Here is a 21,767-nt window from a genome sequence, read left to right as displayed (position 1 = left end):
TGGTATATATTTTCTTTTTAATTCGGTTGATGAAATGAAATTGACAATAAAAAAAGCCAGATATAAAATAATTACATACTGTTTAGTATCGTAAAAATTTAATGATTAACTTACTATTTCTTCCTAATGGGGTGTATCTATAATGGCAAGAACTCGGGAATTTGATGAGGCAAAAGTGTTAGAGGCAGCAATGCAATTATTTTGGGAGAAGGGATATGAAGCGACTTCTTTAAGTGATCTTACTGCTAGAATGGGGATTCAGCGTCCTAGTATTTATTCAACGTTTGGGGATAAAAAGGAGCTATTTGAAGCGGCACTTCGTAGATATACGACATCTCGCGCATCCGAAATACGGACTAAACTTCAAAGCAATGCCTCTGTAAAACAGGCGTTTTCTATATTTTTTGAAGATGTGATTACTGCTGAATATACAAAAGATCTTAGTAATGGCTGTTTTTGTATCAATACAATGGTTGAATTAGCTCCACATGATGAGAAGTTTGAGATTTTGACGAGAGAGCATCAACTCTATCTATCAGTAATTTTTCAGGAGACAATTGAACGGGGAATTCAATCAGGAGAATTAGAGGCTAACACGGATGCAAAGTCTTTAGCGCAAGCATTAATTGTTGCGTTAATAGGGTTAACAGTTATGCTGAAATCGCAGCCACAACGCTCGTTTGTTGATAACGCCATTGCAACGACGCTGACATTACTTAAATAATAAGGCAATACCCCTTTAGCAGTGCTAAAGGGGTATTGAAAAAATAAGAAAAAAATGCACAAATTTAGTTTATAAAACATAGGATGAATTTATAATTCCTTACAAGCCCATGCGTCAATCTCAACCTTTAAATCTGGCGTAGCGAGTGCAACGACATACATTAATGTTGTGCATGGAAGATGTTTCCCCAAGAAGTCACTGATAATTTCCTTTCGTTGAATAGCATCCATATCCCCCACTAAATAAAAGACGAGCTTTGTAATATCTTGAACCTCCATATCGGCACTATCTAGATTTCTTTTAATATTTTCAAGTGCTATCTTCAATTGAGCTATCGCATCTTCAGGTATAGATCCATCAGTTAACATGCCGATTTGTCCAGATAATGTTAACCATCTCTGAGGTCCTGTCACCTCAATTTGATGTACATAAGGAGCAACGGGTGGATGAATGTTCTGAGGGTTTCTCGCTATTTTCATAGAATCAGTCCTTGTCTCTGTTTAATTTATATCTCTAAACAAAATAGCATAAAGTAATAGTTGATAAAAGTTCTATACAAATACCATTATAAAAGAACATACAAATTGGATATGCAGGTTTAAAGGGTTATAATAGATTTATAGAATTTTGGCTAATACGCTGGTAAAGCTTTCACAAAGGATAAGAGTATCGACTTTTTAATTTGACAAGACATACAATTCACTTCAACCCCGCCTTAGGTTTTATACAGACACTTCTAAAAGAAACATACATTTCGTCTTATTTTGAAGGTAGATGGCTATACTCATTAAATGAGAGGGAAATTTTTACATAAGAATGATGCGTATTGTTATAAATCAATTTTATAGTGTAGCCCTAGGTAGCAGAGGCAGCGAGGCCGTTTTGTAGAAGGAGTGAATAAATGAATAATTTCTTTCGGAGTAATGGATTTAAGCGTTTTATTATTCTAGTTGGGATTGCTCTTGCATTATATTTAATGCGTAGTATGATCAATCTAATTTTACTTACGTTTATTATTACTTATTTGATGAACCAGCTTACTACGAAGACAACGAAAAGCATAAGAAAATATGCGCCGATGAATGAAAAAGCTGTGACGGTAACATTATACCTTTTACTTGTTGCGGGTATTGTAGCTGTTATTTACAAATATTTACCGATTGTGACCCAGCAGATCACACAGCTTTTCGACCTCATTGCAAGTTTTAATCTCGATCCAGATGACAATGAGATTGCGAGATACTTAGCACCGACTTTTGAGAAGATAGAGCTCGGGAAATATTTAGAGCAAGGTGTGGATTTAACTCTTAAAAATATTACGAATATTGGTAAAATCATTATGCAAATATTGATTTCTCTAATTTTGAGTTTATTCATCTTGTTAGAAAAGAATCGTATTATTGAGTTTACAGCTAAGTTTAAGGATAGTAAAATTGGGCCGCTTTACGATGAGCTTCATTATTTCTCAAGAATATTCATCCGCTCATTTGGTAAAGTAATTGAAGCACAATTTATTATTGCTGCTGTTAACTGTGTGTTATCCGTCATTGCCCTTTCTATTATGGGCTTCCCACATTTGATTGCCCTTGGGATTATGCTCTTTATTTTAGGCTTAGTTCCAGTCGCAGGCGTTATCATCTCATTAATACCATTAAGTATTATCGCATATAGCATCGGTGGCTTGATGTACATCGTCTATATTTTAGTTATTGTCATGGTTTTACATGCCATTGAAGCTTACTTCTTAAATCCAAAGCTTATGTCTGCCAAAACAGATTTACCGATTTTCTATACGTTTATGGTCATTCTCTTTTCTGAGCATTTCCTGGGTGTATGGGGACTAATCATAGGTATTCCACTATTTATGTTCCTGCTTGATATTCTAGGTGTAAACTCCTCGGAAGACCCTGCGAAGAAATCGGTGAAGGTACACACTGAAAAACAAATGGAATAGTTCCAAACAAAGGAATCATCTATATACATGATGATTCCTTATTTAATGCACAAGAGGTGTTTATATTGATAAAAGGTCAACAGGTCTATTTAAGAGAAATACGTGAAGATGATAGTGATAGTATTATAAGATGTTTTCAAAATGAAGAAATCATGTATATGACAGGAACACGGAGCATTTTAACAAAGGAACAAATCAAAGAGGCGATCAAACGCTTTAAAGCAGATTCTTCTCGCTATGATTTTGCTATTTGTTTAGTTGATAATGATCAGGTAATGGGCGATTTGGCGATTATGGAAGTTGATTTAGATAATAAAAAGGCAGTGTTCCGTATAGCTTTACATAATATAGAGAATTGTGGCAGAGGTATGGGTTCAGAAGCAGTTAGGCTTGCTCAAAGATTTACATTTGAGGAGCTAAATCTGAATCGCTTAGAATTACAGGTATATTCACACAATAGTAGAGCAATTAAATCCTATGAAAAGGTCGGCTTTAAAAAAGAAGGTGTTTTGAGACAGGCCTTGTTTATGAATAATACATTTTCTGATGAAATCATTATGAGTTTGTTGCGTGATGAGTATATGAAAATTAAAAAGTAGAAATTTAACCAGCACAGATTTTTGTGTTGGTTTTTTTTCTGAATACAAGTATAATTGGTAAAAATTTCTTTGTCTGTATGAAGGGAAAAAATAGTGTTGAAAGTTAAAATGCATTCTAAATCTGATGCAGCAAAACTAATTAAGAGACCCAAAATCGTCTTTGTTGTTGTAAAACAATTATTTTTTGCAGGCATAAAGGAGAGATGGTAAATGAAAATACAATATCCTACTTTAAAAACGCCTCTTACGGTTGGTGTGACAGCACCCTCTAGTGGAGTCGAACAGCATCTTCATCTATTAATAACAGAAGCTGAAAAACAATTAATACAAAGAGGCATGAAAGTTATTATTGGAAATACTACCTGGACGCAGCTTAAAGGTAGAAGTACAACAAAAGAAAAGCGAGTATCTGAACTTATGGACTATTTATTAGATGAGCGTATAGATGTCGTCATGCCACCGTGGGGAGGCAGTTTTTTAATGGAGTTATTACCTCTAATCGATTGGGACGAATTAAAAAAAGCGGGACCCAAATGGATATTAGGGTATTCAGATATTAGTACTTTATCTTTTGTATACACAACCATGACGGGGTACGCATCCGCACATGGTGTGAATTTTACTGAATTATCTGCACCTCAATGGGATGAACTTTCTTCTAAATGGATAGACGTAATTACATGTAAGTCTGGTCATTCAATAACTCAAAGCTCTTCTCACTATTTTCAATCGAGCTGGCAGCAAGTCTATAAAAATCCTGCTACAGGATTTTATTTTGACAGTGAAACCGAGTGGAAAGTTCTAAACCAAGAGCGTAGTAATCGTATGACAGGTAGGTTGATAGGTGGCTGTTTAAATACATTGCAAATTCTTATAGGTACGCCCTTCGATTACGTTCAATCCTTTATTAATGAATATTGCTCTGAGGAAGGAACAATATGGTATTTAGAAAGTGTTGGTATGGATGCAGCAAAAATCTACCGAGCTTTGTGGCAATTAAAGTATAATGGTTGGTTTAATAAATGTAATGGTGTTCTAATCGGGCGAGCAGGACTATATGAAAATCTAGGGGACTTTACATTGATGGATGCATTACGAGATATTTTTGACGAGATGGAAATACCAGTTTTCTATGAAGTAGATATTGGACATGTGCCCCCTCAATTAATTCTAGTGAATGGAGCGGTTGGGGAAGTAATCGTAGAAGAAGGAAGAGGTACGCTAAAAATGCAATTTTCTTAGGCAAACATATTAAAAGGGGACCTTGATGAGGTCCCCTCTTATTTAAGCATGGTCAGGAGATGAAAGGGTTCTTGGATTTTTCCTAATGAACAAGTAAATAAGAAAGGTTGTAATTCCTTCTGCTACTGGGAAGGTCCACCAAATAGCCTGCGAGCCAAGTACCTTGGGTAGTATGATGAGAGTAGGGATAAATAAAATAATACTACGTAGTAACATAATTGTCGTGGCAATACGGATTTTTTCAATGGATTGAAAGAATTCTGCGAACACCATGTTGATCCCTAAAAATACATAGCCAATGGCGAAATGCACAAAGCCCTGTGCTGCCATACTACGAATTTCAAATGAGCTATCTCCGAATAACGCCATTAATTGAGAAGGGAAAAGAAGAGCTATAAGAGCTGTGGTTAATCCTAAAATAAATGCGGTAGCTAAACCGATTTTTAATAAAGCTGTTAATCTTTCTAATAATCTTGCCCCGTGGTGATAGCTAACTAACGGTTGTAGAGCCATACCGACGCCAAGGAAAATAGTCAGCAAGACAGTATGGATGTAATTGACCATTGCATAGGCAGTAACGCCATTCGCACCTGAATAATGTAAAAATGTAACGTTATACAAAATAACGATAACTGCAACGGAAGCTTCAACGATAAAGCTAGGTAAACCTATAGCAAAAATTTTTTTAAAATCTGATAGATTTAAAAATGAAGTGACAAATTTTAACTCAGATTGAGGACGGAAAAAATGAAGACATAGCACGGATGTTCCTATAATTGTAGCTATTGCTGTCGCTAAGGCACAGCCAGTCACACCATAGTCTAGTACGAAGATGAAAACATAATTTAAGACTATATTCAAAACCGACGTTGTAATTAAGCCCAACATAGCTAACTTTGGATTGCCATCATTTCGAATAAAAATACTTAAAAGATTTTCAATTGTGTAAAACACCCCAAAGAGCAAAATTACATGTAAATACTCCTGTACAAAAGGATACGTATCATCGCTTGCCCCAAATATATAAGAAATATCCTTTAGATTTAACGCGAGGAATCCAATTATCGTGATGACAACCACTAGCATTGTAGAGAACGACAGTGTAAATAGTTGATGAGCACGTTGCTTATTGCTCTCCCCAAGAGAAATGGAGAAAAGAGTAGCTCCTCCCATGCCAATCCATAGAGAAATAGAAAGCAAAATAGAGAAAATAGGAACAGCTATATTAACTCCAGCTAAAGCTGTAGGTCCCACGCCATGACTAACGAAAATGCCATCTACCAATATATTGACGGACATTAAAAGCATCCCGATCATTGCAGGGAATAAGTATGATAAAAATAATGGTTTCAGTGGCTTTGTTTCAATTGGATTAATGGTTGTCATAACGATGCACCTCCAAAACCATTACTTTTTCGCCTTTATCATCTAGCTCACCATTAAATATAAAACCGAATTGTCTATACAGCTGGATAGCTACAGCGTTATTGTCATAAACACTTAAATATATCTGAAGACAGTTGAACTTTACTGTTAAATATTGAATAAGTTGCTGTAAAAAATGTTTTCCCAAACCTTGTCCTTGGTATTGTTCTGCAATTAGATAGCGATCAAGCCATACTCGTTGACTGTAATCATCATGAGGGAATAAGCCGTACATAGCGAAGCCTATAGCGGTGTTATCTTTATACAGACCTAAAGGCGTAAAGCGTCGATCCATTTCCGCCTCTGCTAAGCATTGGTCTGTAGATTCAATAAAATGTTGCTGATTGTCAGCGATGCGTAATGCTAAAATTTCTTTCTTGTTAAAAGCTGTAATGTCACGAATCTCCGTGAACATAATGTCAAAACCTTTCTATTTTTATTTTGAATAGGTACAATCTAAAGTATATAGTAACTATATAGTCAAGGGAGGGAACTCAAAAAATGCTTAATAAAAGTGTAAAGTACTTTACAACTGGTGAATTTGCTAAATTATGTAAGGTGAATAAACAGACACTTATTTATTATGATCAAATTGGTTTATTATCTCCCATCATGAAGGATAGTAAGGATTATAGATATTATTCACTTGCTCAATATGATTTTTTCGGTGTTATTGAATTATTAAAGGCAGTGGGGATGTCCTTAAAGGATATTCAGCATTATATGGCAGAGAAATCACCTGAAAATTTTTTAGAATTGATGCACCAACAAAAAGAGCATGTTGCGAAGAAACGTAGAGAACTAGAAATGATTGAGAATATTATTGACGTCAAAATCAAAATGACAGAGGAAGCACTGCATCTAAACTTTAAGGACATCACGATTGAGTATTTTCCTGAAGATACATTATATTTGAGTAAAAATATTGAGAATTCTACAGAAGAGCAGTTTGTGAAGGCTGTATCTGACTTTATTGAGGAATTGGATCGCTCTCAATTAGATACGGGGTATCCCATTGGAGGGATAACAAGAAGAGAGCAAGTGTTAGCTGGAAATTACGACAACTATAGTTATCTGTATATTGAGCAACCAAATCCAAGAGAAGGGCATCCTTATTTTAAGGCGATAGAGGGTGAATTTGTGATTGGTTATCATGTAGGCCCCTCCTCAAAGCTTGGTGAGACATACACACGGCTATTTAATGTCATGCATGAAAAGGGTTATGAGCTAGGTCAGTATGTATACGAGGAATACATTTATGATGCCGTAATGAAAAATCGAGAAGAAGAGTATGTAACCAAAATTATGATGGAAGTAAAGAAAGTAAAATAATTCATTAAGACGTAATAGAAAGGAATGAATTTAGCTGAGTCATTTATCATATACGAAGGTTTAGATGGCAGTAAAATAATAGCATTTTGTCATTCTGTTTAAAGTTAGCCTAATCAGTAAATGATTTCCTGACGATAAATAAGAAGTATGACATCACATGAGCCTTATATGGAGGTTAGAGACAATGTGGATTGAGCGTTGGAATCATTTAGTAGAGCGATTGAAGCAGCAGGGAGCTTGTGTACATCCGATTGAAATGCGGCCAGTCACTACCGAGCAAGAGTTACAGCAGGTTGAGGAAAGACTTGGAGTACAAATCCCTAATGGGTTTCGTCAACTGTTGCAAAATTGCTCAAAGCAAGTAAGTATTTATTGGTCATTACCAGATGAGGCGATACTTCCCATTGAACTGTTAGATACGCCTTCTGGTGAGTTTGGCTGGAGCCTAAAAGCTTTAGACTTTCCTTACTTTGGAGAGAATGATGAATCGTATGAACAGCAATATTTACAATTTTTTACGGCAGGTAATGGAGATGCTCTTCTGCTTAAGCTTGACGATGAAACAGTTTGGTATTGGAGCCATGAAGAAGATGAGCTTGATTTGCTTGCTGCTAGCTTTCATTCGTACGTTGATAATATGACGGCTTTAGGCTGTATTGGAGTAGACTGCGGACAACATCGTCAATTTTGTAGTGAAAATGGATTGGATATTGAATTGGCTAGTTCACAAGTATGGCTAACTTGGCTAGAACAATATTTAAGCTCTAATTTACAGCAGGCTCAATCCAGCTTAGAATCTTTACTTCATTATGTTTCCATGCATGGTGTGAAAAAAACAAGCGTACAGGAGGCATTTTTGCATTTTGATGGAGTACAGGTGTATCAGGCACTTCGACATAAGTTAGAGCGAGCTCAATCTCAATTAGAACAAAAGGCGTGGAGTGAAATTTTAGTCAAGATATGTCCGAGTGAGGCGGGAAATTGGGCGAGAGAACTTTGGCAAGGACAGAGTGACGTACCGGACTGGCTGCGTGATTATGTAACAGCACATTGTTTGCCAGTTGATGAAGGACAATCTTTCATCTTAATGGATATCGAAAAAGATAGAATTGATGCCTATACTGCCCTATATCGTCTACGCCAATTTCATCATCCGAATATTATAGACTGGATGAGATCCTATGTCACGTTTCCTATTGATGGGTGGGATACACTTTTGGCTGAGTCACAGCCAAGTGCAGAGACGTTATACGAGTGGTTAAATGGCAACGAAGTAGAGAGGCTAACATCCATCCGAGCTATTTGTCAGATGATGCAGCGGGGAATCACACCAACAACTATGATAGACGAAGAAAAATGGCGCCCTTTGCTGGGATATTGGGTTGAACATGAGGTGCTACGGAAAAACAAACAGCTGTTTAACCAAGCGCTTAGTTGTTTGGAAAATTGGTTATTAAAATGCTATATGCGACTAAGGGGAGAGTAGATTGAACCATTTTACGATATTTGCTTCCAAAAATGATACAGATGATATTCAGGATAAACTATCCGATGTATTGGCAAAAAGCTTCATTATTGAAAAAGATGATAACGAATATTTATTAAAATCAAGAGGTTTATTTAATAAATATAGATGCTCTATAAATATTTTAACTGAAGATACGCACCCTGATTATTTTGTAAAAAATATACCTGGGATGATGGGCTTTTACGATAAAATTCCATTTAAAGATGAACAGCTAAAAGAACGCATAATGATTCAAATATCAGTGCTCAATACTGTCGTTGCAATCGAAATGAACAAAGAGATGACAGAAGACCATATGCAGCAATTTATAAAATTACTAGCAAGCATAGGGGGGATTGGTTTCCTAGCAGATGGTACTTTGCTGGATCAGAACGGTATGGTTATTGTTTATCCTAATGGAGAATCAGGTCCATCTGATTTTCAACCACATGCTTGCACAAGAAAGATACATGCACAAGAGGTCACATCAGCACAGGGAGAGGCACGAAAAAATAGAACGATAGCTTTTTTAACAGATAAGGACATACCTTATGCGTCATCGCTTCCTCAGCTACCACCAGTAGAAAATCTTCAATTTAAAAGCCAAGAGGATATTGCAAGAAGAGCGGTTGCCCTGTTGATTGTTATTCAATTCGCTTGTGATGTAGCACAGAAGGGTGATATTGAGGAGTCTAGAGAGTTCTTTACCAATATGCTACGCACATATGAGGTGCATGAATTTTTAACGGAGCATGAAAAATGCTTTCTTGAGGCTCAGCATCCTGGCGCTCAAGAAGCAGTCAATATATCATGGCAATATGAAGCCTATTGGACACTTATTTGGGCATTGGGGCTTGTGGAAGAGCTAAATTTCCCTGACGATGTATGTGATTGTGAATATGCAATTCAAGTAGTTTCTCGTTGCGAGACATTTGAGCAATTTTATGATCAAACTGTACCGCACAGTAAGGAAGAAATAGTAGATGAGGCGGATAAAATTTACAGATTACATTGGGCTTGTGTAGATAGTCGCATCAATGGACAAGAAGCTCCTTTAGCATTAAATGAAAGTGTTGTGATGGAAAGACGTAGAGGCTTATTTTGGATGATTGGATATCAAGGCGAAGAATGGGATACTATATCGATGGATACTTAAAACAATAGCAAACTAGGAAATCTAGTTTGCTATTGTTTAATAAGAGAGATTATTTGATATAAGTTGGTTTATTCACCTGGTCTATTAAAAGTAGACCATCGTATTGGTCGCTCGGAACAAGACTTTCCTGTATCATTCCCCAACTATAGGATAAGCGTGGTTCAAACATCCATGAGTTGCCTCGTTCATTTTGACGATTGCGTAAATCGATGAATGTGTAAGGTTTATTTGTTGAAGACAGAATATCTTCAATAGATCCTTTGACAGGAGGTAAGACAGGCATAGGTTCTCCCATATTATTTGCTGTCTCTCCACTAGTCATGTATAGACCTATTACATAGCTATATTTCTTATAGATATCAGGTAAACGTTCCCCCATTAATTTAACTGGGTAAGGAGACCCCATTACATCCGATTGTGCTTTACGAATATGATCGTTATGAGCCCATACAATAAACTTTTCTGTTGGGTACACCTCTTCAGCTAACCAAAGTAAGTTCTCCATCATCGCTTGATCTCGCCATTCCATAGTTTGCAAAAATGATTCTATATTATTTTTTTCAATGTCGATATTGGACTGAATTGTTAACTCTATATATTCGTCTGCTAGTCGAATGCGATCTGCTAGAGTGCGATCCATTAGTTTTACAATATGAGGCTCTTTTGGATAAGCTGCCTGTAGCTCTTTTTCTTTGATTTGTATTTGTGATTTTACCTGTTTATACACATCAATTATAGTAGCTTTTACTTTTTGATAGCCCTTCAAATCTTTTCCCGAGCTCCATTCAGCAAGTTCCTTCTCAGCTTCATTGAATTGCTGAGCCAACTTGGGGTTATGCAGCCAATCTCCGTTCGTAAATGCCCCTTGCTGTTGAATATCGAAGCCAGTAAGTACAAGAGGTTGCTCTGTTGCTTGAGTCAATTTTGCATAGTCAAACAGAGGCAAAGTTTCTTTTGTCCACCAAACGCCGAAAATGGCATCCTTCATTGTTTGTAGAGCTGCTTGTTTATCAATTTGTCCTTGAGCGTTCATTACATTGCCCATACCACTTTCAAAGGCAAGGACATTATAGCCCATATCTTGATGTAAAAATTGTATTAAACGTGTTTTTGCTAGATTGAATTGTGCCACTCCATGAGAGCTTTCCCCTAAAAAGACAATACGTTTATCATGTAATAAAGGTTTTAGCATCTCTAAATCCTCAAATTTGTTAGCGGGAATTTTTAGTCCATTAAACGTTTCAGGCTGGATGGATGACAGGCTATATGCATGGTCATTCGCCCATTTTTTCCAATCAAGTAATGTTTCATTAGAAGTCCTAGCTTGTTTGACGGCAGAAACGTTTTCAATAATCTCCTCATTTACAGGGGCAACAGCAGAGACATTTACTACTCCACTTACTGTTATTAAACTTGCCAGTGCAAAACTTAATAAAACCTTATGCTTCCTAGCTTTCCTCATTAATTATCAGCCCTTCACTTTATATTGATACTTAATTATAGGAAGGGGAGTTTAAAATTTAGGAAGAATTTGTTTAAAATTAGTTTAAATTTAGTATGTAAAAAAGAAAAACACCTCCAAGTGATGGAGATGTAGGAATGCTATTTATAGTGATACGTACTTGCTCTTGCATGGTTACGTTGAATTTGGTTAAACCATGCACGATCCTTTTCTTCTTGTTTTAATGTACCAACAATGGAGGAAGAGCAGCTCACGCAAATTTTAGCTTGCGTAATCTGCCCACATCGTTCGCATGGTGCCCCTAAATTAGGGAAAATGGAGTTCTTTAATTTTCCTGCTTTTACCCATTTGTGAAGCAACTCAGATGATACGCCTGTTAAAGCGACAACTTCATCGTTTGTTAGGTAGCGATTATTTTTTCTTAATAAAAAATGATGTAGCTCTGAAAATATATCCTCTTCTCTCACATCAATTTTCCTTTGAAATAGCAACATAGTTAATCATCTCCTCGTCCCACTAATTAATGATTTCATTAATTGTTACAGGTTGTTCGTCATATTTATAATTTTCCCAACGATTGCGTGCAAGCTTGCGATATTTTGTCGAAACATTTCGATCAGCAATTAAGCGTGAAAATCCTTTTTTAGCTTCAGGAATATCACCAAGTCGAAGGCTCAATTCAGCATGTAAAAACTGAATTCTCTCTCCACCTTCTTGATTAGAGGCAAAGGATTTACTATAAAAGTCTCTAGCTGCAAAAAGATAGCGCTTTTCGGATTCTTCGTCCTTTTTTAATCGATAGAGCCAAGCAATTTTTAAAGCGAAATTCGCCATTAAAAGAGATTCTTCCATTGACGCACGGGATACTAAATAGGCGAGCTTAAAACTGATAATGGCATCATCAATTGTACGTTCCTGACAAATATCCATAGGTTTCTGGAGCTCTTTAATGTATAGTTCATCAATGAGTAGCATGAAAGGTCCATATGTCCGTGTCATAGATTTATGGTAGGCATAGCCACAATGTGGACATACGGCAACTTCATATAGCAAAGGGTTTAGGCCATCGTAAACAGGCATGAAATCCGTTTGTTCTTCGATAATTTTATATCGATTAGGGCGAACTTTATATGTTGTAAACTGCTTTTTGCAAAATTTACAATCCACACTACTTTCATAGTAGTAAATGTTAAATGCCATAAGAATCAACTCCTTTGCGTACTCTAAAATTTTATTTCTTTTGTTCTATTTATACATAAGATTTTATCGTTCAATGTATTTAAGTTATTATCTTTTATTTTAACAATTTTGTGTTCTTTGGTATACTCCTTTAGAATTATTAAAATAAAAATATTCAAGGAATTTTTAGTTAAATATTATTATAAATACGCTTGTAATAGTTTTTATCGGTGGTGTAAATGGAAGTTGTATAGTTTGCTTACAGTTTGTCAAAATACTTTCACATATTTCAAGGGAGAAAAATTATAAATTTAATTTAATTGGTTCTAAATAACTATAATGGAGGTGCTCAAAATGAAGTGTAATATCGTGTTTTTTGATGTAGACGGCACATTGATTAATTATGAGGATGGCTGTGTGGAAGAAAGTACAAAACAAGCTATTCAGCTATTGCAAGAAAAGGGAATCCATCTTGTAGCGGCTACTGGAAGACCCTTATCTATGTGCTATGAGTTAAAAGCGCTGGGGATTGAAACCTTTATTACAGCAAATGGAGCCTATGTGAAACATAAGGAACTTGTCATACATAAAACTCCGATTGCCAAAGAAATTGTCCACAATGTACAGGCTTTTGCACAGGAACAGCAGCATAGCCTAACATTTTTTACAGAGCAGCTATCCATGAATAGCATACAAAGTCCAGTAGCTTTAAGAGCGATGCAAGAAACTTTATCTTTACGAGCTTTTCCACTTATAAATGAAAAAATTGTAGATGAAGAGGTTTTCCTCATGTGTTTATATGCGGATGAGCTGGCAGAAAAAAGATATACTAGCCAATTTTCGAATATATTTTTACAGCGTTGGCATCCTTATATAGTGAATGTCTTACAGCAGGATGTTTCGAAGTCTATAGCTATTAAAGCGGTGCTTGATCATTTTAATATTGACCCTAAGAATGCGATTGCCTTTGGGGATGGGGATAATGATATTGATATGTTGGAGTATGTAGGAGTAGGAATTGCTATGGGAAATGGTAGTAAAGCTCTAAAAAGAGCTGCCAATTTTGTTACAAAGAAATCTACGGATGGCGGTATCAATTTTGCTTTACGTCAGCTTCAAGTCATTTAGAGCGCTGAGGTTACACTATATATAGCAGGTAGATTTTAATAAATTTTAGGTGGGATGATTTATGGCACATCACGTGCAGTCTCTAATTGAACATTACGGATACTTTGGGATTATCGTGATTCTAATTGGAGGTATTGTTGGGGTGCCACTTCCTGATGAGGTGTTTCTAACTTATGTAGGCTATAGTGTTTACCGAGAAAGTCTTGAACACATTCCTGCTTTGGTCAGTGCAATGATTGGTGCGGTTGGAGGCATTACCTTAAGCTACTATATTGGTTATCGTTTTGGCTTACCGTTATTGCAGAAATATGGCCCTAGAATTCATATTACAGAGCAAAAAATTGACTTTACGAAAAAGATGTTTACAAAAATAGGACCTACCCTATTATTAATTGGCTATTTTATTCCAGGGGTACGCCATTTGACAGCATATATTGCGGCTATTAATAATTATCCTTATAGAAAGTTTGCGCTTTTTGCCTATATAGGGGCATTTATCTGGACGTTCACATTTATATCATTAGGAAAGATGCTTGGAGAGAAATGGCGATTTGTTGGATACTATTTAACTCATTATAGTATCTATCTTATCCTTTTATTTATTGTAGGGATGCTCATTGCTTACTTTTTATTCAAAAAAAGAAATGGACAAACATAAAAGTCGGTATACGCTATACCGACTTTTATGTTATGGCAAAATAGCAAATGAGCGCACAGGGAAGCCAGATGCTTTTTCTGGCTTAGGTACGATATTGAAGATGATAGCACCTTTCGCAGGTAGCTTGTCTAAATTAGTCATTAGCTCAATTTGATAGGTGTCTTGGTCAAGCACAAAATATTCGCCCTCTAGCTTGCCATTTTTACGAAAATCAGCAGCAGAGTCCGTATCGAATGTTTCATGACCAATTGCGCTTACCTTACGTTTTGTTAGTAAAAACTGTAAAGCTTCTAAACCCCAGCCAGGGATATGGTTATGTCCATCTGCATCCTTATTACTGAAAGCCTCTTTATCTGGCCAGCGCTTACTCCAATCTGTACGTAATGCAACAAATGTTCCTGCTTCAATTTCTCCATGCTTGTCCTCAAAATTAAGAATATCTTCTACACTTAATGTAAAATCATGGTTGCTCGCAGCCTCTTGTGATTTATCAATAACAACAAGGGGGAGAACAAGCTCTTTTAGTTCTAATTCTTCTAAGTAGCGAGTATCTCGCACAAAATGAATGGGTGGGTCGATATGTGTGCCATATTGACCAGGGAACGTGAATTGTTGAGCGAAGAAACCATCCTTATGAGAAAATAATGTTTCAAATTTAGCGTCCTCAAACATAAAAAAATGTGGTGAATTAGGGCCGAAAGTATGTGTTAAGTCAACCCACTGTTTCGATTTTAATAATTCCAATGCTTGCAAAAGTTCATTAGATATCGATTTCCCTGCTTTCTGTAAAAAATAGTGGTAAATAAAAAAGGAGTCCCCTAATAGAAGAGGACTCCTGCTTGAAACAACGGTAGTTCTTCTTCTCATCTTCAAGGCTGATCATTTTGCCAATTGGAATTAGCACCATACTGTTAGCTGGTTGCTGAGACTTCATCGGGCCAATCCCTCCGTCTCTCTTGATAAGAAAAGTAATATAAGAATTTTCAGAAATAACAATACAAACACTTTAGCATAGTTTTTTATAGTTTACAAGTTCACTAGGAATTTTCACCAATTCAAATTTAAGGTGACGCCACAACAATCATTATCAATAAGACGTATTATAAAACTGTCTGGTGTATAGTTTGTTTCAAATTTCACCGTAATGCCTGTTGATGTGATTAATTTTTCAACCTCTGTTTTATTTGAAAGTTGAGCAGCATTCATTAAATCATGTGCGAATTGTTGGGAGCTATCTATTTTATCCGTAAGTAATTGGGCTTGCTGCATCATCGCCTTCATCCGTGATGCTGAAGCTTTTAATTTGTGTGTATCGACAGGTGGAAAAGGATTATTGGTCGGCATTGCTAGGTGTTGCGAAAAGGGTCTAATGGCAAAATGATTAGCGATAGGCGATGTTGGATAATGATAGGGATGCACAAAATACGGATAAGGATTGTAATACAAGGTCATTCCTCCTATCCTATAACTGATAACTTATCTTATGTAGCCAAACGGCTTTCGGTGTTATTAGCAGTGCAATGTTTGTCCTAAACATTTAAAAAGGAAGCTAAAGTAAGCTTCCTTTTAGCCAAGTACATTCAAGACATCATCAATTTTTTTACTATGTGATAAAATGCCATAATTCATCCATGTTAAAAAGTCTACTTCATAGATACAGTTGCTTTTAACGGCAGCTAGGTTTTTCCAAGTAGGAGTTTTTAAAATAGCACGTTCCTCATTTTCATAAATGGAATGTTGTTTATCAAAGGTAATAAATAAATGATCAGCATCTAATTGCAACAATTGAGCAAATGTCAGTTGAACTTTACGTTGATTGTGCGGAATACTCCATACTAGTGAATGTGGCATTAAACCTAAGTCACGATATAAAATGGGGCCCGTATAGCCACATTCAGGGCCCGCGTATAGAGTAATGCCAATGGCTGAAATACGGAGAAATGCCACACTTTGCCCATAAACAGATTTGCTAAGAATTCCTTTTGCTTGTTGTACTTTATCTTCATATTGTAGGATTACGTCTTGCATCAAAGAGGTTTTTCCTGTTAGATCTGCAATTTTAAATAAAGTAGATTGCCAATTCTCTCCGGGGTGTGAGAGGTGGCAGACGGGGGCTACCTCATCTAAATGATGAAAGGATTCCCAACGCTCTATACCAGAATCTAGCATAATTAAAGTTGGCTTATAGTAAAGGAGTCGATCTATTTCTCTATTTTGTACATCGATATCTGGCACTTCCTGTAGACCTAAATAGTCTTGTTTTCCCCATTTTGAATGACTGAATTGAGCAATTGGCGTAATCCCAAGGGCAACAAAGAAATCTTCTAAGAATGGTGCAAATACACGTAGATGGCTGCCTTGATTTCTTCGATATTGTCCTGGAGAGATGCCGACATGTTCTTTAAAACGACGATTGAAATAATACTCATTATTAAATCCGACAGATTGGCTAATTTCAAATACTCGATCATTTGTTGTCATTAATAGTTGCTTAGCTTTTTCAATACGAATGTTAGTTAAATAGTGAAGAGGAATTTGTCCCGTAATATCTTTAAAAATACGCGTATAATTCCATCTTGGTACGTCAGCGAGCTGTGCTAGCTGTTCAACCGTCCACTCCTTTTCATAATGTTTATGTAAATGGTTAATGGATTGTTCAACAGATTGGCGATCATTTTTTTGCATCTGCTTGGGTATGGTTTGATGTAAGAGCAATAACATCAGTTCTTGAAAGTGCACATGCTGTTCAAAAATCGTGTGTTCATCCTCCGCTAACCGGTTCTGATAGATGACTTCTAGCAGTCTATGACATTGTGAAAAGGGGAGAAGATGTCGTTCGCTGATACTTGTAAAATGGCTATGTGAATTCTGACTATTACTGAGATTGACAATGTTGAATTGTAATTGATAAAAACAAAGGTGCTCACTTTGAATGTGGATACTAACCGTGTTATTTGGCGGTATCAATATGCACTTTTCTTCACTAAAATGAATGGTGTCATGATCTATTTCTAGCTTTCCGCTACCATTCATTACGATGAAAAGTGTATAGAAATCACTACTAATCAATAACTTTTTTGATGATTGAATTGCATAAGAGATATTTTGTAACGTATAAACATGTGTTAAGTTACCCATTGATAATTCACCCCTTTTTGTTGAATTGGCATAACAACACAAAGAAAGCCCTCATTAAGAGCGTTCTTCATGTTGTTGAAAAAGATCATATGACTAGTAGAAAAAGCCCATTTAGCAAGGCAAGGGGTTGATTTCCGCTCCTCCAGCGTCCTTTCCAGGGGGCGTCCGATGAGCCGCTTCACTCACTTACGTTCGCTCCAGGGTCTCATCTGTGACGCTAAATCCCCTTGGAGTGACGCTGGCTCCACTCCAATCAACTATGCTGCTAACGTGTCTTTTCTTCTTTCGTACTAGCAGTAGGGAACAAAAAAGTCTATTAAAGAGAGGATAGGCACTTATTTCAATGTGAAGAAGTGATGAGTGACAAAACCTATCCATTTTCTCCTTCACAAAAGTGCTATTGATTATTTTGTTTTTTAACACTAAACCAAAGAAAGCCCTCGTTAAGAGCTTTCTTTTGAAAATTATTTGACGAACCATTTCTCTAAATCATCATACTTTAGCAAATTGGCTGTGATTGCGCCAGATTGCCAATATGTGCGATCAGCAATATAGACATGCCCGTTTTTTACAGCAGGGAGTGTTTTCCATAGTGTACTATCTAACCACTTAATGGCTTCTTGGTTTTCTTTAGACTCCCATGTACCGTTTGAAGGGAAAAGGATGATATGATCCGCATCTAATTCCGTGATAGCCTCTTCTGATAAGACCTCTTGGGACTCTGCCATATCACGGGCTAATGGATGTGGCGTTAAGCCTGTCTCTGTGTAAATATAGCCAGAGTAGCGATTTTTAATGCCAAATAACGCTAATGTATTATCTGCTACATTTAGTCGTACAACAGCAACTGTTTCGTCTCCAATTGATTCATCTAGTTTTGCTTTTAAATCGGAAACACGTTGCTCATATCGATCAACCATTTCTTTTGCTTTATCTGGAATATTTAAAACATCAGCTATTGTTTTTGCAATTTCACGTGGATCTTGTAGAATATCTTCTTTCAAGCGGTAAGTCGGCGCTACCTTTGAGTATTCCTCATACTTTGCCTTGTCTGCGGCACCATCTACAATGATTAAATCAGGCTTGGCTTGTAATAATGTTTCCATGCTACCAGTAATGTCGAACTCAGGGACATCTAATCCTAAATAGTCCTGTTTTCCCCAAGATGGGTGATACCATTGCACAACGGGATTTACATCCAAAGCAGTTAAATAGTCTTCCAAATAGATAGCAGCTACACGCTGTGGATTTGTAGGAATTTCTACTTTTCCAAACTCGTCTTCTACAATTCTTGTATCTTTAGATGATTGTTCTTCTGTAGCTGTATCCTCTTTTACTTCATTTGAGCCACAGGCACTTAATACGAATATTAGTGCAAAGAAAACTACAAATGAAAAATATCGACCTCTACGCATTTTATTCACTCCTATAGATTTACTAAAACAGTAAGGGTATTCCCTTAAATTAGAATGATAATCATTCTCGTTTGGTTCAAGTAAATTATAGGATACAACATATCAACAAACAATACACATTCTCTACTACTTTTTTATACAAAATGAAATTCAGAGAGTTATTGTTTTTTGTTATCGAAAAGTAACCATAAAAGTGTAACAATTGCTGCTAGCATAACCATCAGGAATCCGTATAGGGGCGTATGCGCCAACGATTGGTGGCGAATAATAAAACCCCCGATATATGAGCCTAAAAATATGCCTATGTTGAAAGCGGAAATATTCAATGCTGAGGCCATTGAAATTGCTGATGGAATATATTTTTCAGATAGTAGAACAGCATATAGCTGCAATCCTGGGACATTCATAAACATAAACAATCCCATTGTCAGCACTATCATTAATCCTATAATAGGTGATTCAAGAGTAAAACCAATGCCAAGTAATGCCAATGCAAGTCCAACAAAAATAATAAAGATGGAACGTAGTGGATTATGATTAGCAAAATGACCACCTAGAGTATTACCGATAGCTACACAGATACCATAGACAACTAGAATAATGACGACTGTCTGTGGGGAATACCCCATATATTGCTCTAAAATAGGTGAAACATATGTGTAGACAACAAAAGCACCGCCGTATCCAATTGCGGTAATGAATAGTATTAAGATCATTCGAATATTGCCTAATACTTTGCCAATATCACGAATAGAGATGGGATTGCCTTTCGATAATTGGCTAGGTACTAACAATGCATTACTAAATAAACCGACAATTCCAATGACGACAATAAAAATGAATGACATACGCCAATCTGTTACTTGTCCAATAAATGTACCGAGTGGGACACCTGTTACAGTAGCTAATGTTAAGCCAGTAAACATAAAGGCGATAGCACTTGCTCGTTTATTTGGTTCCACTACATCGGCTGCTATAACAGAAGCGATGGACATAAATACACCATGTGCTAATGCTGAAATAATACGTCCGATTAATAGTAAAGCGAAATTAGGAGCTAAAGCGACTGCTAGGTTACCCATTATAAAAATGGACATGACAAGCAATAATACGGTTTTTCGATTAAGGCGGGATGTTAGGGCTGTTAATAATGGAGCCCCAACAGTTACCCCTAGTGCGTATATAGAAACGGTTAAGCCAGCTGTGCTAAGAGAAATACCAAAGTCATCTGTAATTAATGGTAAAAGTCCGACACTGATAAATTCAGTGGACCCTATACCAAATGCACTGATAGCAAGTGCTAGTAAGGTGAGTGTAGCATTTGGCTTTTTTGATTTTGACATTTTACTACTATCTCCTTTGATTTTTTTATTTTGTGTAGTAATATTCATACATACCAAAAAGATATGTATAGTACTTTTAGTTACTTTTGTATATTACAGGAGGTTTACGATGCAAAAAGTTTACAATATTGGTGTCGAAGCTACACTAGAAGTTATTGGGGGTAAATGGAAACCAGTTATTCTTTGTCATTTAAACCACCATGGTAAAATTCGAACAAACGAATTTCGACGATTGATTCCAGGTATTTCACAAAAAATGCTCACAAACCAATTAAGGGAACTGGAGCAGGCTGGGTTAATCAATCGAAAGGTCTTCAATCAAGTACCGCCAAAAGTTGAATATTCATTAACACCTTATGGACAAGGAATGGAACCAATTCTGAACATGCTTTGTACGTGGGGTGAAAAACATGTTGAATTATTACAGGATAAAGGTGAAGATGTTCTGTTAAAACAACGTGATGATGATATCGCCATGCAGCAAACATCATAGTGAGGGGAGAAAGAGACTGTCATATACAAGACAGTCTCTTTCCTCTTTTTTTATAGAGCAAAGTCAAATTCATCTGGATTTGGTCCAACACGTTGTTCACGATTCATCTCATTGATTAATGCCATTTCTTCGTCTGTTAAAGTAAAGTCAAAAATATCAGCGTTTTGCATCATACGCTCTCTACGTACTGATTTTGGAATTGTAATTACTCCATTTTGTACATCCCAGCGTAAAATAACCTGAGCATTTGATTTTCCGTATTTTGTTGCGATTTTTGAAATTGTTTCATCTTCAAGAAGTCCACCTTGCATTAAAGGTGCCCATGCTTCAAGTTGAATTTCATGCTTGTTACAGAATGAACGAAGCTCAGCTTGTTGTAAACGTGGGTGGAATTCCACCTGATTCACAACGGGTTTAACATGAGCAAATGACAGTAAATTTTCTAAGTGAGCAACAGTGAAGTTACATACACCGATTGCTTTGATCCTGCCTTGTTCATATAGATCTTCCAGTGCTTTCCACGATTCAGCATATTTATCTTTACCAGGCCAATGAATTAGATAAAGATCTAAATAATCTAAACCTAATTTTTTTAGGCTCTCTTCATATGCTGCAATTGTTTCATCATAGCTTAAACCATCGTTCCATACTTTAGATGTGATAAATAAATCTTCACGACGTAAGCCAGTAGATGCTAGAGCTTGTTTAATACCTTCCCCTACACCTGCTTCATTGCCGTAAATAGCAGCAGTATCGATGCTGCGATAGCCAACCTCGATAGCATTTTTAACCATTTCTGCTGTAGCGTCATTTTCTACTTGAAAAACACCTAAACCCATACCAGACATTTGTTGGCCATTATTTAAAGTGATTGTATCTTGTAAATGAGTAATCATTTTTAGTCCTCCATGTTTTGTGATTATTTGATTGCTTACTCATTATGCTGCTAATAAACTCTCAAAAAAAGTACGTACTTTTTTGTGTCATAGAAACGTAGAGGTAACTTTTGTGA

The 21,767-nt window shown here is 36.4% G+C and carries 22 protein-coding genes and 1 riboswitch; of the genes, 10 read left to right on the top strand and 12 right to left on the bottom strand.

The window, feature by feature from the left end; translation table 11 throughout:
- Positions 1-142 precede the first annotated feature (142 nt).
- Entirely contained in the window at positions 143-724 is a 582-nt protein-coding gene (locus HCH28_RS15170; protein WP_221681725.1) for a TetR/AcrR family transcriptional regulator, read from the top strand.
- A gap of 89 nt (positions 725-813) precedes the next feature.
- Here HCH28_RS15170 and HCH28_RS15165 read toward each other — a convergent pair whose 3' ends face one another.
- The gene (locus HCH28_RS15165; RefSeq protein WP_221681723.1) at positions 814-1,203 is read right to left on the bottom strand and encodes a RidA family protein; all 390 of its coding nucleotides are present in this window, start codon (positions 1,201-1,203) and stop codon (positions 814-816) included.
- Between the two features lie 422 nt (positions 1,204-1,625).
- On the opposite strand from HCH28_RS15165, the gene HCH28_RS15160 reads away from it, so the two are divergent.
- The 3 genes from HCH28_RS15160 to HCH28_RS15150 all read left to right on the top strand — a co-directional run bounded on the left by HCH28_RS15160 (position 1,626) and on the right by HCH28_RS15150 (position 4,519).
- A complete protein-coding gene (locus HCH28_RS15160) occupies positions 1,626-2,678 on the top strand; it encodes an AI-2E family transporter (protein ID WP_009370575.1) in 1,053 nt (350 codons plus the stop codon).
- A gap of 65 nt (positions 2,679-2,743) precedes the next feature.
- Positions 2,744-3,277: a GNAT family N-acetyltransferase gene (locus HCH28_RS15155; RefSeq protein ID WP_221681721.1), complete on the top strand. Its 534-nt coding sequence runs from the start codon at positions 2,744-2,746 to the stop codon at positions 3,275-3,277.
- Between the two features lie 210 nt (positions 3,278-3,487).
- Complete coding sequence (locus tag HCH28_RS15150; RefSeq protein WP_221681719.1) at positions 3,488-4,519, top strand: S66 family peptidase; 1,032 nt, start codon at positions 3,488-3,490, stop codon at positions 4,517-4,519.
- 42 nt (positions 4,520-4,561) lie between these two features.
- Here the strand turns inward: HCH28_RS15150 and HCH28_RS15145 are convergent, their stop codons facing one another.
- Positions 4,562-5,905 carry an MATE family efflux transporter gene (locus HCH28_RS15145; RefSeq protein WP_221681718.1) on the bottom strand — a complete coding sequence of 448 codons (1,344 nt, stop codon included), beginning with the start codon at positions 5,903-5,905 and terminating at the stop codon, positions 4,562-4,564.
- Positions 5,892-6,359: a GNAT family N-acetyltransferase gene (locus HCH28_RS15140; RefSeq protein WP_221681715.1), complete on the bottom strand. Its 468-nt coding sequence runs from the start codon at positions 6,357-6,359 to the stop codon at positions 5,892-5,894. Before HCH28_RS15140 ends, HCH28_RS15145 begins: the two co-directional genes overlap by 14 nt.
- An 86-nt stretch (positions 6,360-6,445) precedes the next feature.
- On the opposite strand from HCH28_RS15140, the gene HCH28_RS15135 reads away from it, so the two are divergent.
- The 3 genes from HCH28_RS15135 (at position 6,446) to HCH28_RS15125 (ending at position 9,939) form a co-directional block, all read left to right on the top strand.
- Positions 6,446-7,276, top strand: coding sequence for a MerR family transcriptional regulator (locus HCH28_RS15135; RefSeq protein WP_221681713.1), 831 nt, complete (start codon positions 6,446-6,448; stop codon positions 7,274-7,276).
- A gap of 184 nt (positions 7,277-7,460) precedes the next feature.
- On the top strand, positions 7,461-8,762 hold the full coding sequence (locus HCH28_RS15130) for an SMI1/KNR4 family protein (protein ID WP_221681711.1): 1,302 nt from the start codon (positions 7,461-7,463) through the stop codon (positions 8,760-8,762).
- Between the two features lies 1 nt (position 8,763).
- Complete coding sequence (locus HCH28_RS15125) at positions 8,764-9,939, top strand: DUF4272 domain-containing protein (protein WP_221681709.1); 1,176 nt, start codon at positions 8,764-8,766, stop codon at positions 9,937-9,939.
- A 49-nt stretch (positions 9,940-9,988) separates the two neighbouring features.
- Here HCH28_RS15125 and HCH28_RS15120 read toward each other — a convergent pair whose 3' ends face one another.
- The 3 genes from HCH28_RS15120 to HCH28_RS15110 form a co-directional block, all read right to left on the bottom strand.
- Positions 9,989-11,401: an erythromycin esterase family protein gene (locus HCH28_RS15120; RefSeq protein WP_221681707.1), complete on the bottom strand. Its 1,413-nt coding sequence runs from the start codon at positions 11,399-11,401 to the stop codon at positions 9,989-9,991.
- A gap of 140 nt (positions 11,402-11,541) precedes the next feature.
- Positions 11,542-11,895: a hypothetical protein gene (locus HCH28_RS15115; RefSeq protein WP_221681706.1), complete on the bottom strand. Its 354-nt coding sequence runs from the start codon at positions 11,893-11,895 to the stop codon at positions 11,542-11,544.
- Between the two features lie 22 nt (positions 11,896-11,917).
- A complete protein-coding gene (locus HCH28_RS15110; protein ID WP_221681705.1) occupies positions 11,918-12,601 on the bottom strand; it encodes a DUF2225 domain-containing protein in 684 nt (227 codons plus the stop codon).
- A 333-nt stretch (positions 12,602-12,934) separates the two neighbouring features.
- On the opposite strand from HCH28_RS15110, the gene HCH28_RS15105 reads away from it, so the two are divergent.
- Together HCH28_RS15105 and HCH28_RS15100 are read left to right on the top strand one after the other, a co-directional pair.
- Positions 12,935-13,708: a Cof-type HAD-IIB family hydrolase gene (locus tag HCH28_RS15105; protein ID WP_221681704.1), complete on the top strand. Its 774-nt coding sequence runs from the start codon at positions 12,935-12,937 to the stop codon at positions 13,706-13,708.
- 61 nt (positions 13,709-13,769) lie between these two features.
- Positions 13,770-14,366: a DedA family protein gene (locus tag HCH28_RS15100; RefSeq protein ID WP_221681703.1), complete on the top strand. Its 597-nt coding sequence runs from the start codon at positions 13,770-13,772 to the stop codon at positions 14,364-14,366.
- A gap of 30 nt (positions 14,367-14,396) precedes the next feature.
- Here the strand turns inward: HCH28_RS15100 and HCH28_RS15095 are convergent, their stop codons facing one another.
- The 5 genes from HCH28_RS15095 to HCH28_RS15075 all read right to left on the bottom strand — a co-directional run bounded on the left by HCH28_RS15095 (position 14,397) and on the right by HCH28_RS15075 (position 20,262).
- The gene (locus HCH28_RS15095) at positions 14,397-15,134 is read right to left on the bottom strand and encodes a cyclase family protein (RefSeq protein WP_221681831.1); all 738 of its coding nucleotides are present in this window, start codon (positions 15,132-15,134) and stop codon (positions 14,397-14,399) included.
- Between the two features lie 92 nt (positions 15,135-15,226).
- A riboswitch (SAM riboswitch) is annotated at positions 15,227-15,332 on the bottom strand.
- An 81-nt stretch (positions 15,333-15,413) separates the two neighbouring features.
- Positions 15,414-15,818 carry a YuzC family spore coat inner layer protein gene (locus HCH28_RS15090; RefSeq protein ID WP_255601474.1) on the bottom strand — a complete coding sequence of 135 codons (405 nt, stop codon included), beginning with the start codon at positions 15,816-15,818 and terminating at the stop codon, positions 15,414-15,416.
- Positions 15,819-15,932: 114 nt separating this feature from the next.
- Entirely contained in the window at positions 15,933-17,504 is a 1,572-nt protein-coding gene (locus HCH28_RS15085; RefSeq protein WP_221681701.1) for a helix-turn-helix domain-containing protein, read from the bottom strand.
- 464 nt (positions 17,505-17,968) lie between these two features.
- On the bottom strand, positions 17,969-18,919 hold the full coding sequence (locus tag HCH28_RS15080; protein WP_221681699.1) for an ABC transporter substrate-binding protein: 951 nt from the start codon (positions 18,917-18,919) through the stop codon (positions 17,969-17,971).
- Positions 18,920-19,077: 158 nt separating this feature from the next.
- Entirely contained in the window at positions 19,078-20,262 is a 1,185-nt protein-coding gene (locus HCH28_RS15075) for an MFS transporter (RefSeq protein WP_221681697.1), read from the bottom strand.
- Between the two features lie 109 nt (positions 20,263-20,371).
- Here HCH28_RS15075 and HCH28_RS15070 point away from each other — a divergent pair, with 109 nt between their 5' ends.
- Positions 20,372-20,755 carry a winged helix-turn-helix transcriptional regulator gene (locus HCH28_RS15070; RefSeq protein ID WP_004231672.1) on the top strand — a complete coding sequence of 128 codons (384 nt, stop codon included), beginning with the start codon at positions 20,372-20,374 and terminating at the stop codon, positions 20,753-20,755.
- 50 nt (positions 20,756-20,805) lie between these two features.
- On the opposite strand, the gene HCH28_RS15065 is transcribed toward HCH28_RS15070, so the two are convergent.
- Entirely contained in the window at positions 20,806-21,651 is an 846-nt protein-coding gene (locus HCH28_RS15065; protein WP_221681695.1) for an aldo/keto reductase, read from the bottom strand.
- Positions 21,652-21,767 lie beyond the last annotated feature (116 nt).

Origin of the sequence: Lysinibacillus sp. K60 (assembly GCF_019731275.1) — a bacterium.
GTDB classification, from domain to species: domain Bacteria; phylum Bacillota; class Bacilli; order Bacillales_A; family Planococcaceae; genus Lysinibacillus; species Lysinibacillus capsici.
The sequence above is the reverse complement of the archived record's forward strand: the minus strand, read 5'-3'. Positions and strand labels throughout refer to the sequence as shown.

Excerpts from the sequence above, each read along its gene's own strand:
- HCH28_RS15085 (WP_221681701.1), bottom strand. The coding sequence starts at position 17,504 with ATGGGTAACTTAACACATGTTTATACGTTACAAAATATCTCTTATGCA.
- HCH28_RS15135 (WP_221681713.1), top strand. The coding sequence starts at position 6,446 with ATGCTTAATAAAAGTGTAAAGTACTTTACAACTGGTGAATTTGCTAAA.
- HCH28_RS15170 (WP_221681725.1), top strand. The coding sequence starts at position 143 with ATGGCAAGAACTCGGGAATTTGATGAGGCAAAAGTGTTAGAGGCAGCA.
- HCH28_RS15100 (WP_221681703.1), top strand. The coding sequence starts at position 13,770 with ATGGCACATCACGTGCAGTCTCTAATTGAACATTACGGATACTTTGGG.
- HCH28_RS15070 (WP_004231672.1), top strand. The coding sequence starts at position 20,372 with ATGCAAAAAGTTTACAATATTGGTGTCGAAGCTACACTAGAAGTTATT.
- HCH28_RS15165 (WP_221681723.1), bottom strand. The coding sequence starts at position 1,203 with ATGAAAATAGCGAGAAACCCTCAGAACATTCATCCACCCGTTGCTCCT.
- HCH28_RS15115 (WP_221681706.1), bottom strand. The coding sequence starts at position 11,895 with ATGTTGCTATTTCAAAGGAAAATTGATGTGAGAGAAGAGGATATATTT.
- HCH28_RS15160 (WP_009370575.1), top strand. The coding sequence starts at position 1,626 with ATGAATAATTTCTTTCGGAGTAATGGATTTAAGCGTTTTATTATTCTA.
- HCH28_RS15140 (WP_221681715.1), bottom strand. The coding sequence starts at position 6,359 with ATGTTCACGGAGATTCGTGACATTACAGCTTTTAACAAGAAAGAAATT.
- HCH28_RS15130 (WP_221681711.1), top strand. The coding sequence starts at position 7,461 with ATGTGGATTGAGCGTTGGAATCATTTAGTAGAGCGATTGAAGCAGCAG.
- HCH28_RS15150 (WP_221681719.1), top strand. The coding sequence starts at position 3,488 with ATGAAAATACAATATCCTACTTTAAAAACGCCTCTTACGGTTGGTGTG.
- HCH28_RS15080 (WP_221681699.1), bottom strand. The coding sequence starts at position 18,919 with ATGCGTAGAGGTCGATATTTTTCATTTGTAGTTTTCTTTGCACTAATA.
- HCH28_RS15105 (WP_221681704.1), top strand. The coding sequence starts at position 12,935 with ATGAAGTGTAATATCGTGTTTTTTGATGTAGACGGCACATTGATTAAT.
- HCH28_RS15145 (WP_221681718.1), bottom strand. The coding sequence starts at position 5,905 with ATGACAACCATTAATCCAATTGAAACAAAGCCACTGAAACCATTATTT.
- HCH28_RS15065 (WP_221681695.1), bottom strand. The coding sequence starts at position 21,651 with ATGATTACTCATTTACAAGATACAATCACTTTAAATAATGGCCAACAA.
- HCH28_RS15110 (WP_221681705.1), bottom strand. The coding sequence starts at position 12,601 with ATGGCATTTAACATTTACTACTATGAAAGTAGTGTGGATTGTAAATTT.
- HCH28_RS15120 (WP_221681707.1), bottom strand. The coding sequence starts at position 11,401 with ATGAGGAAAGCTAGGAAGCATAAGGTTTTATTAAGTTTTGCACTGGCA.
- HCH28_RS15075 (WP_221681697.1), bottom strand. The coding sequence starts at position 20,262 with ATGTCAAAATCAAAAAAGCCAAATGCTACACTCACCTTACTAGCACTT.
- HCH28_RS15090 (WP_255601474.1), bottom strand. The coding sequence starts at position 15,818 with ATGACCTTGTATTACAATCCTTATCCGTATTTTGTGCATCCCTATCAT.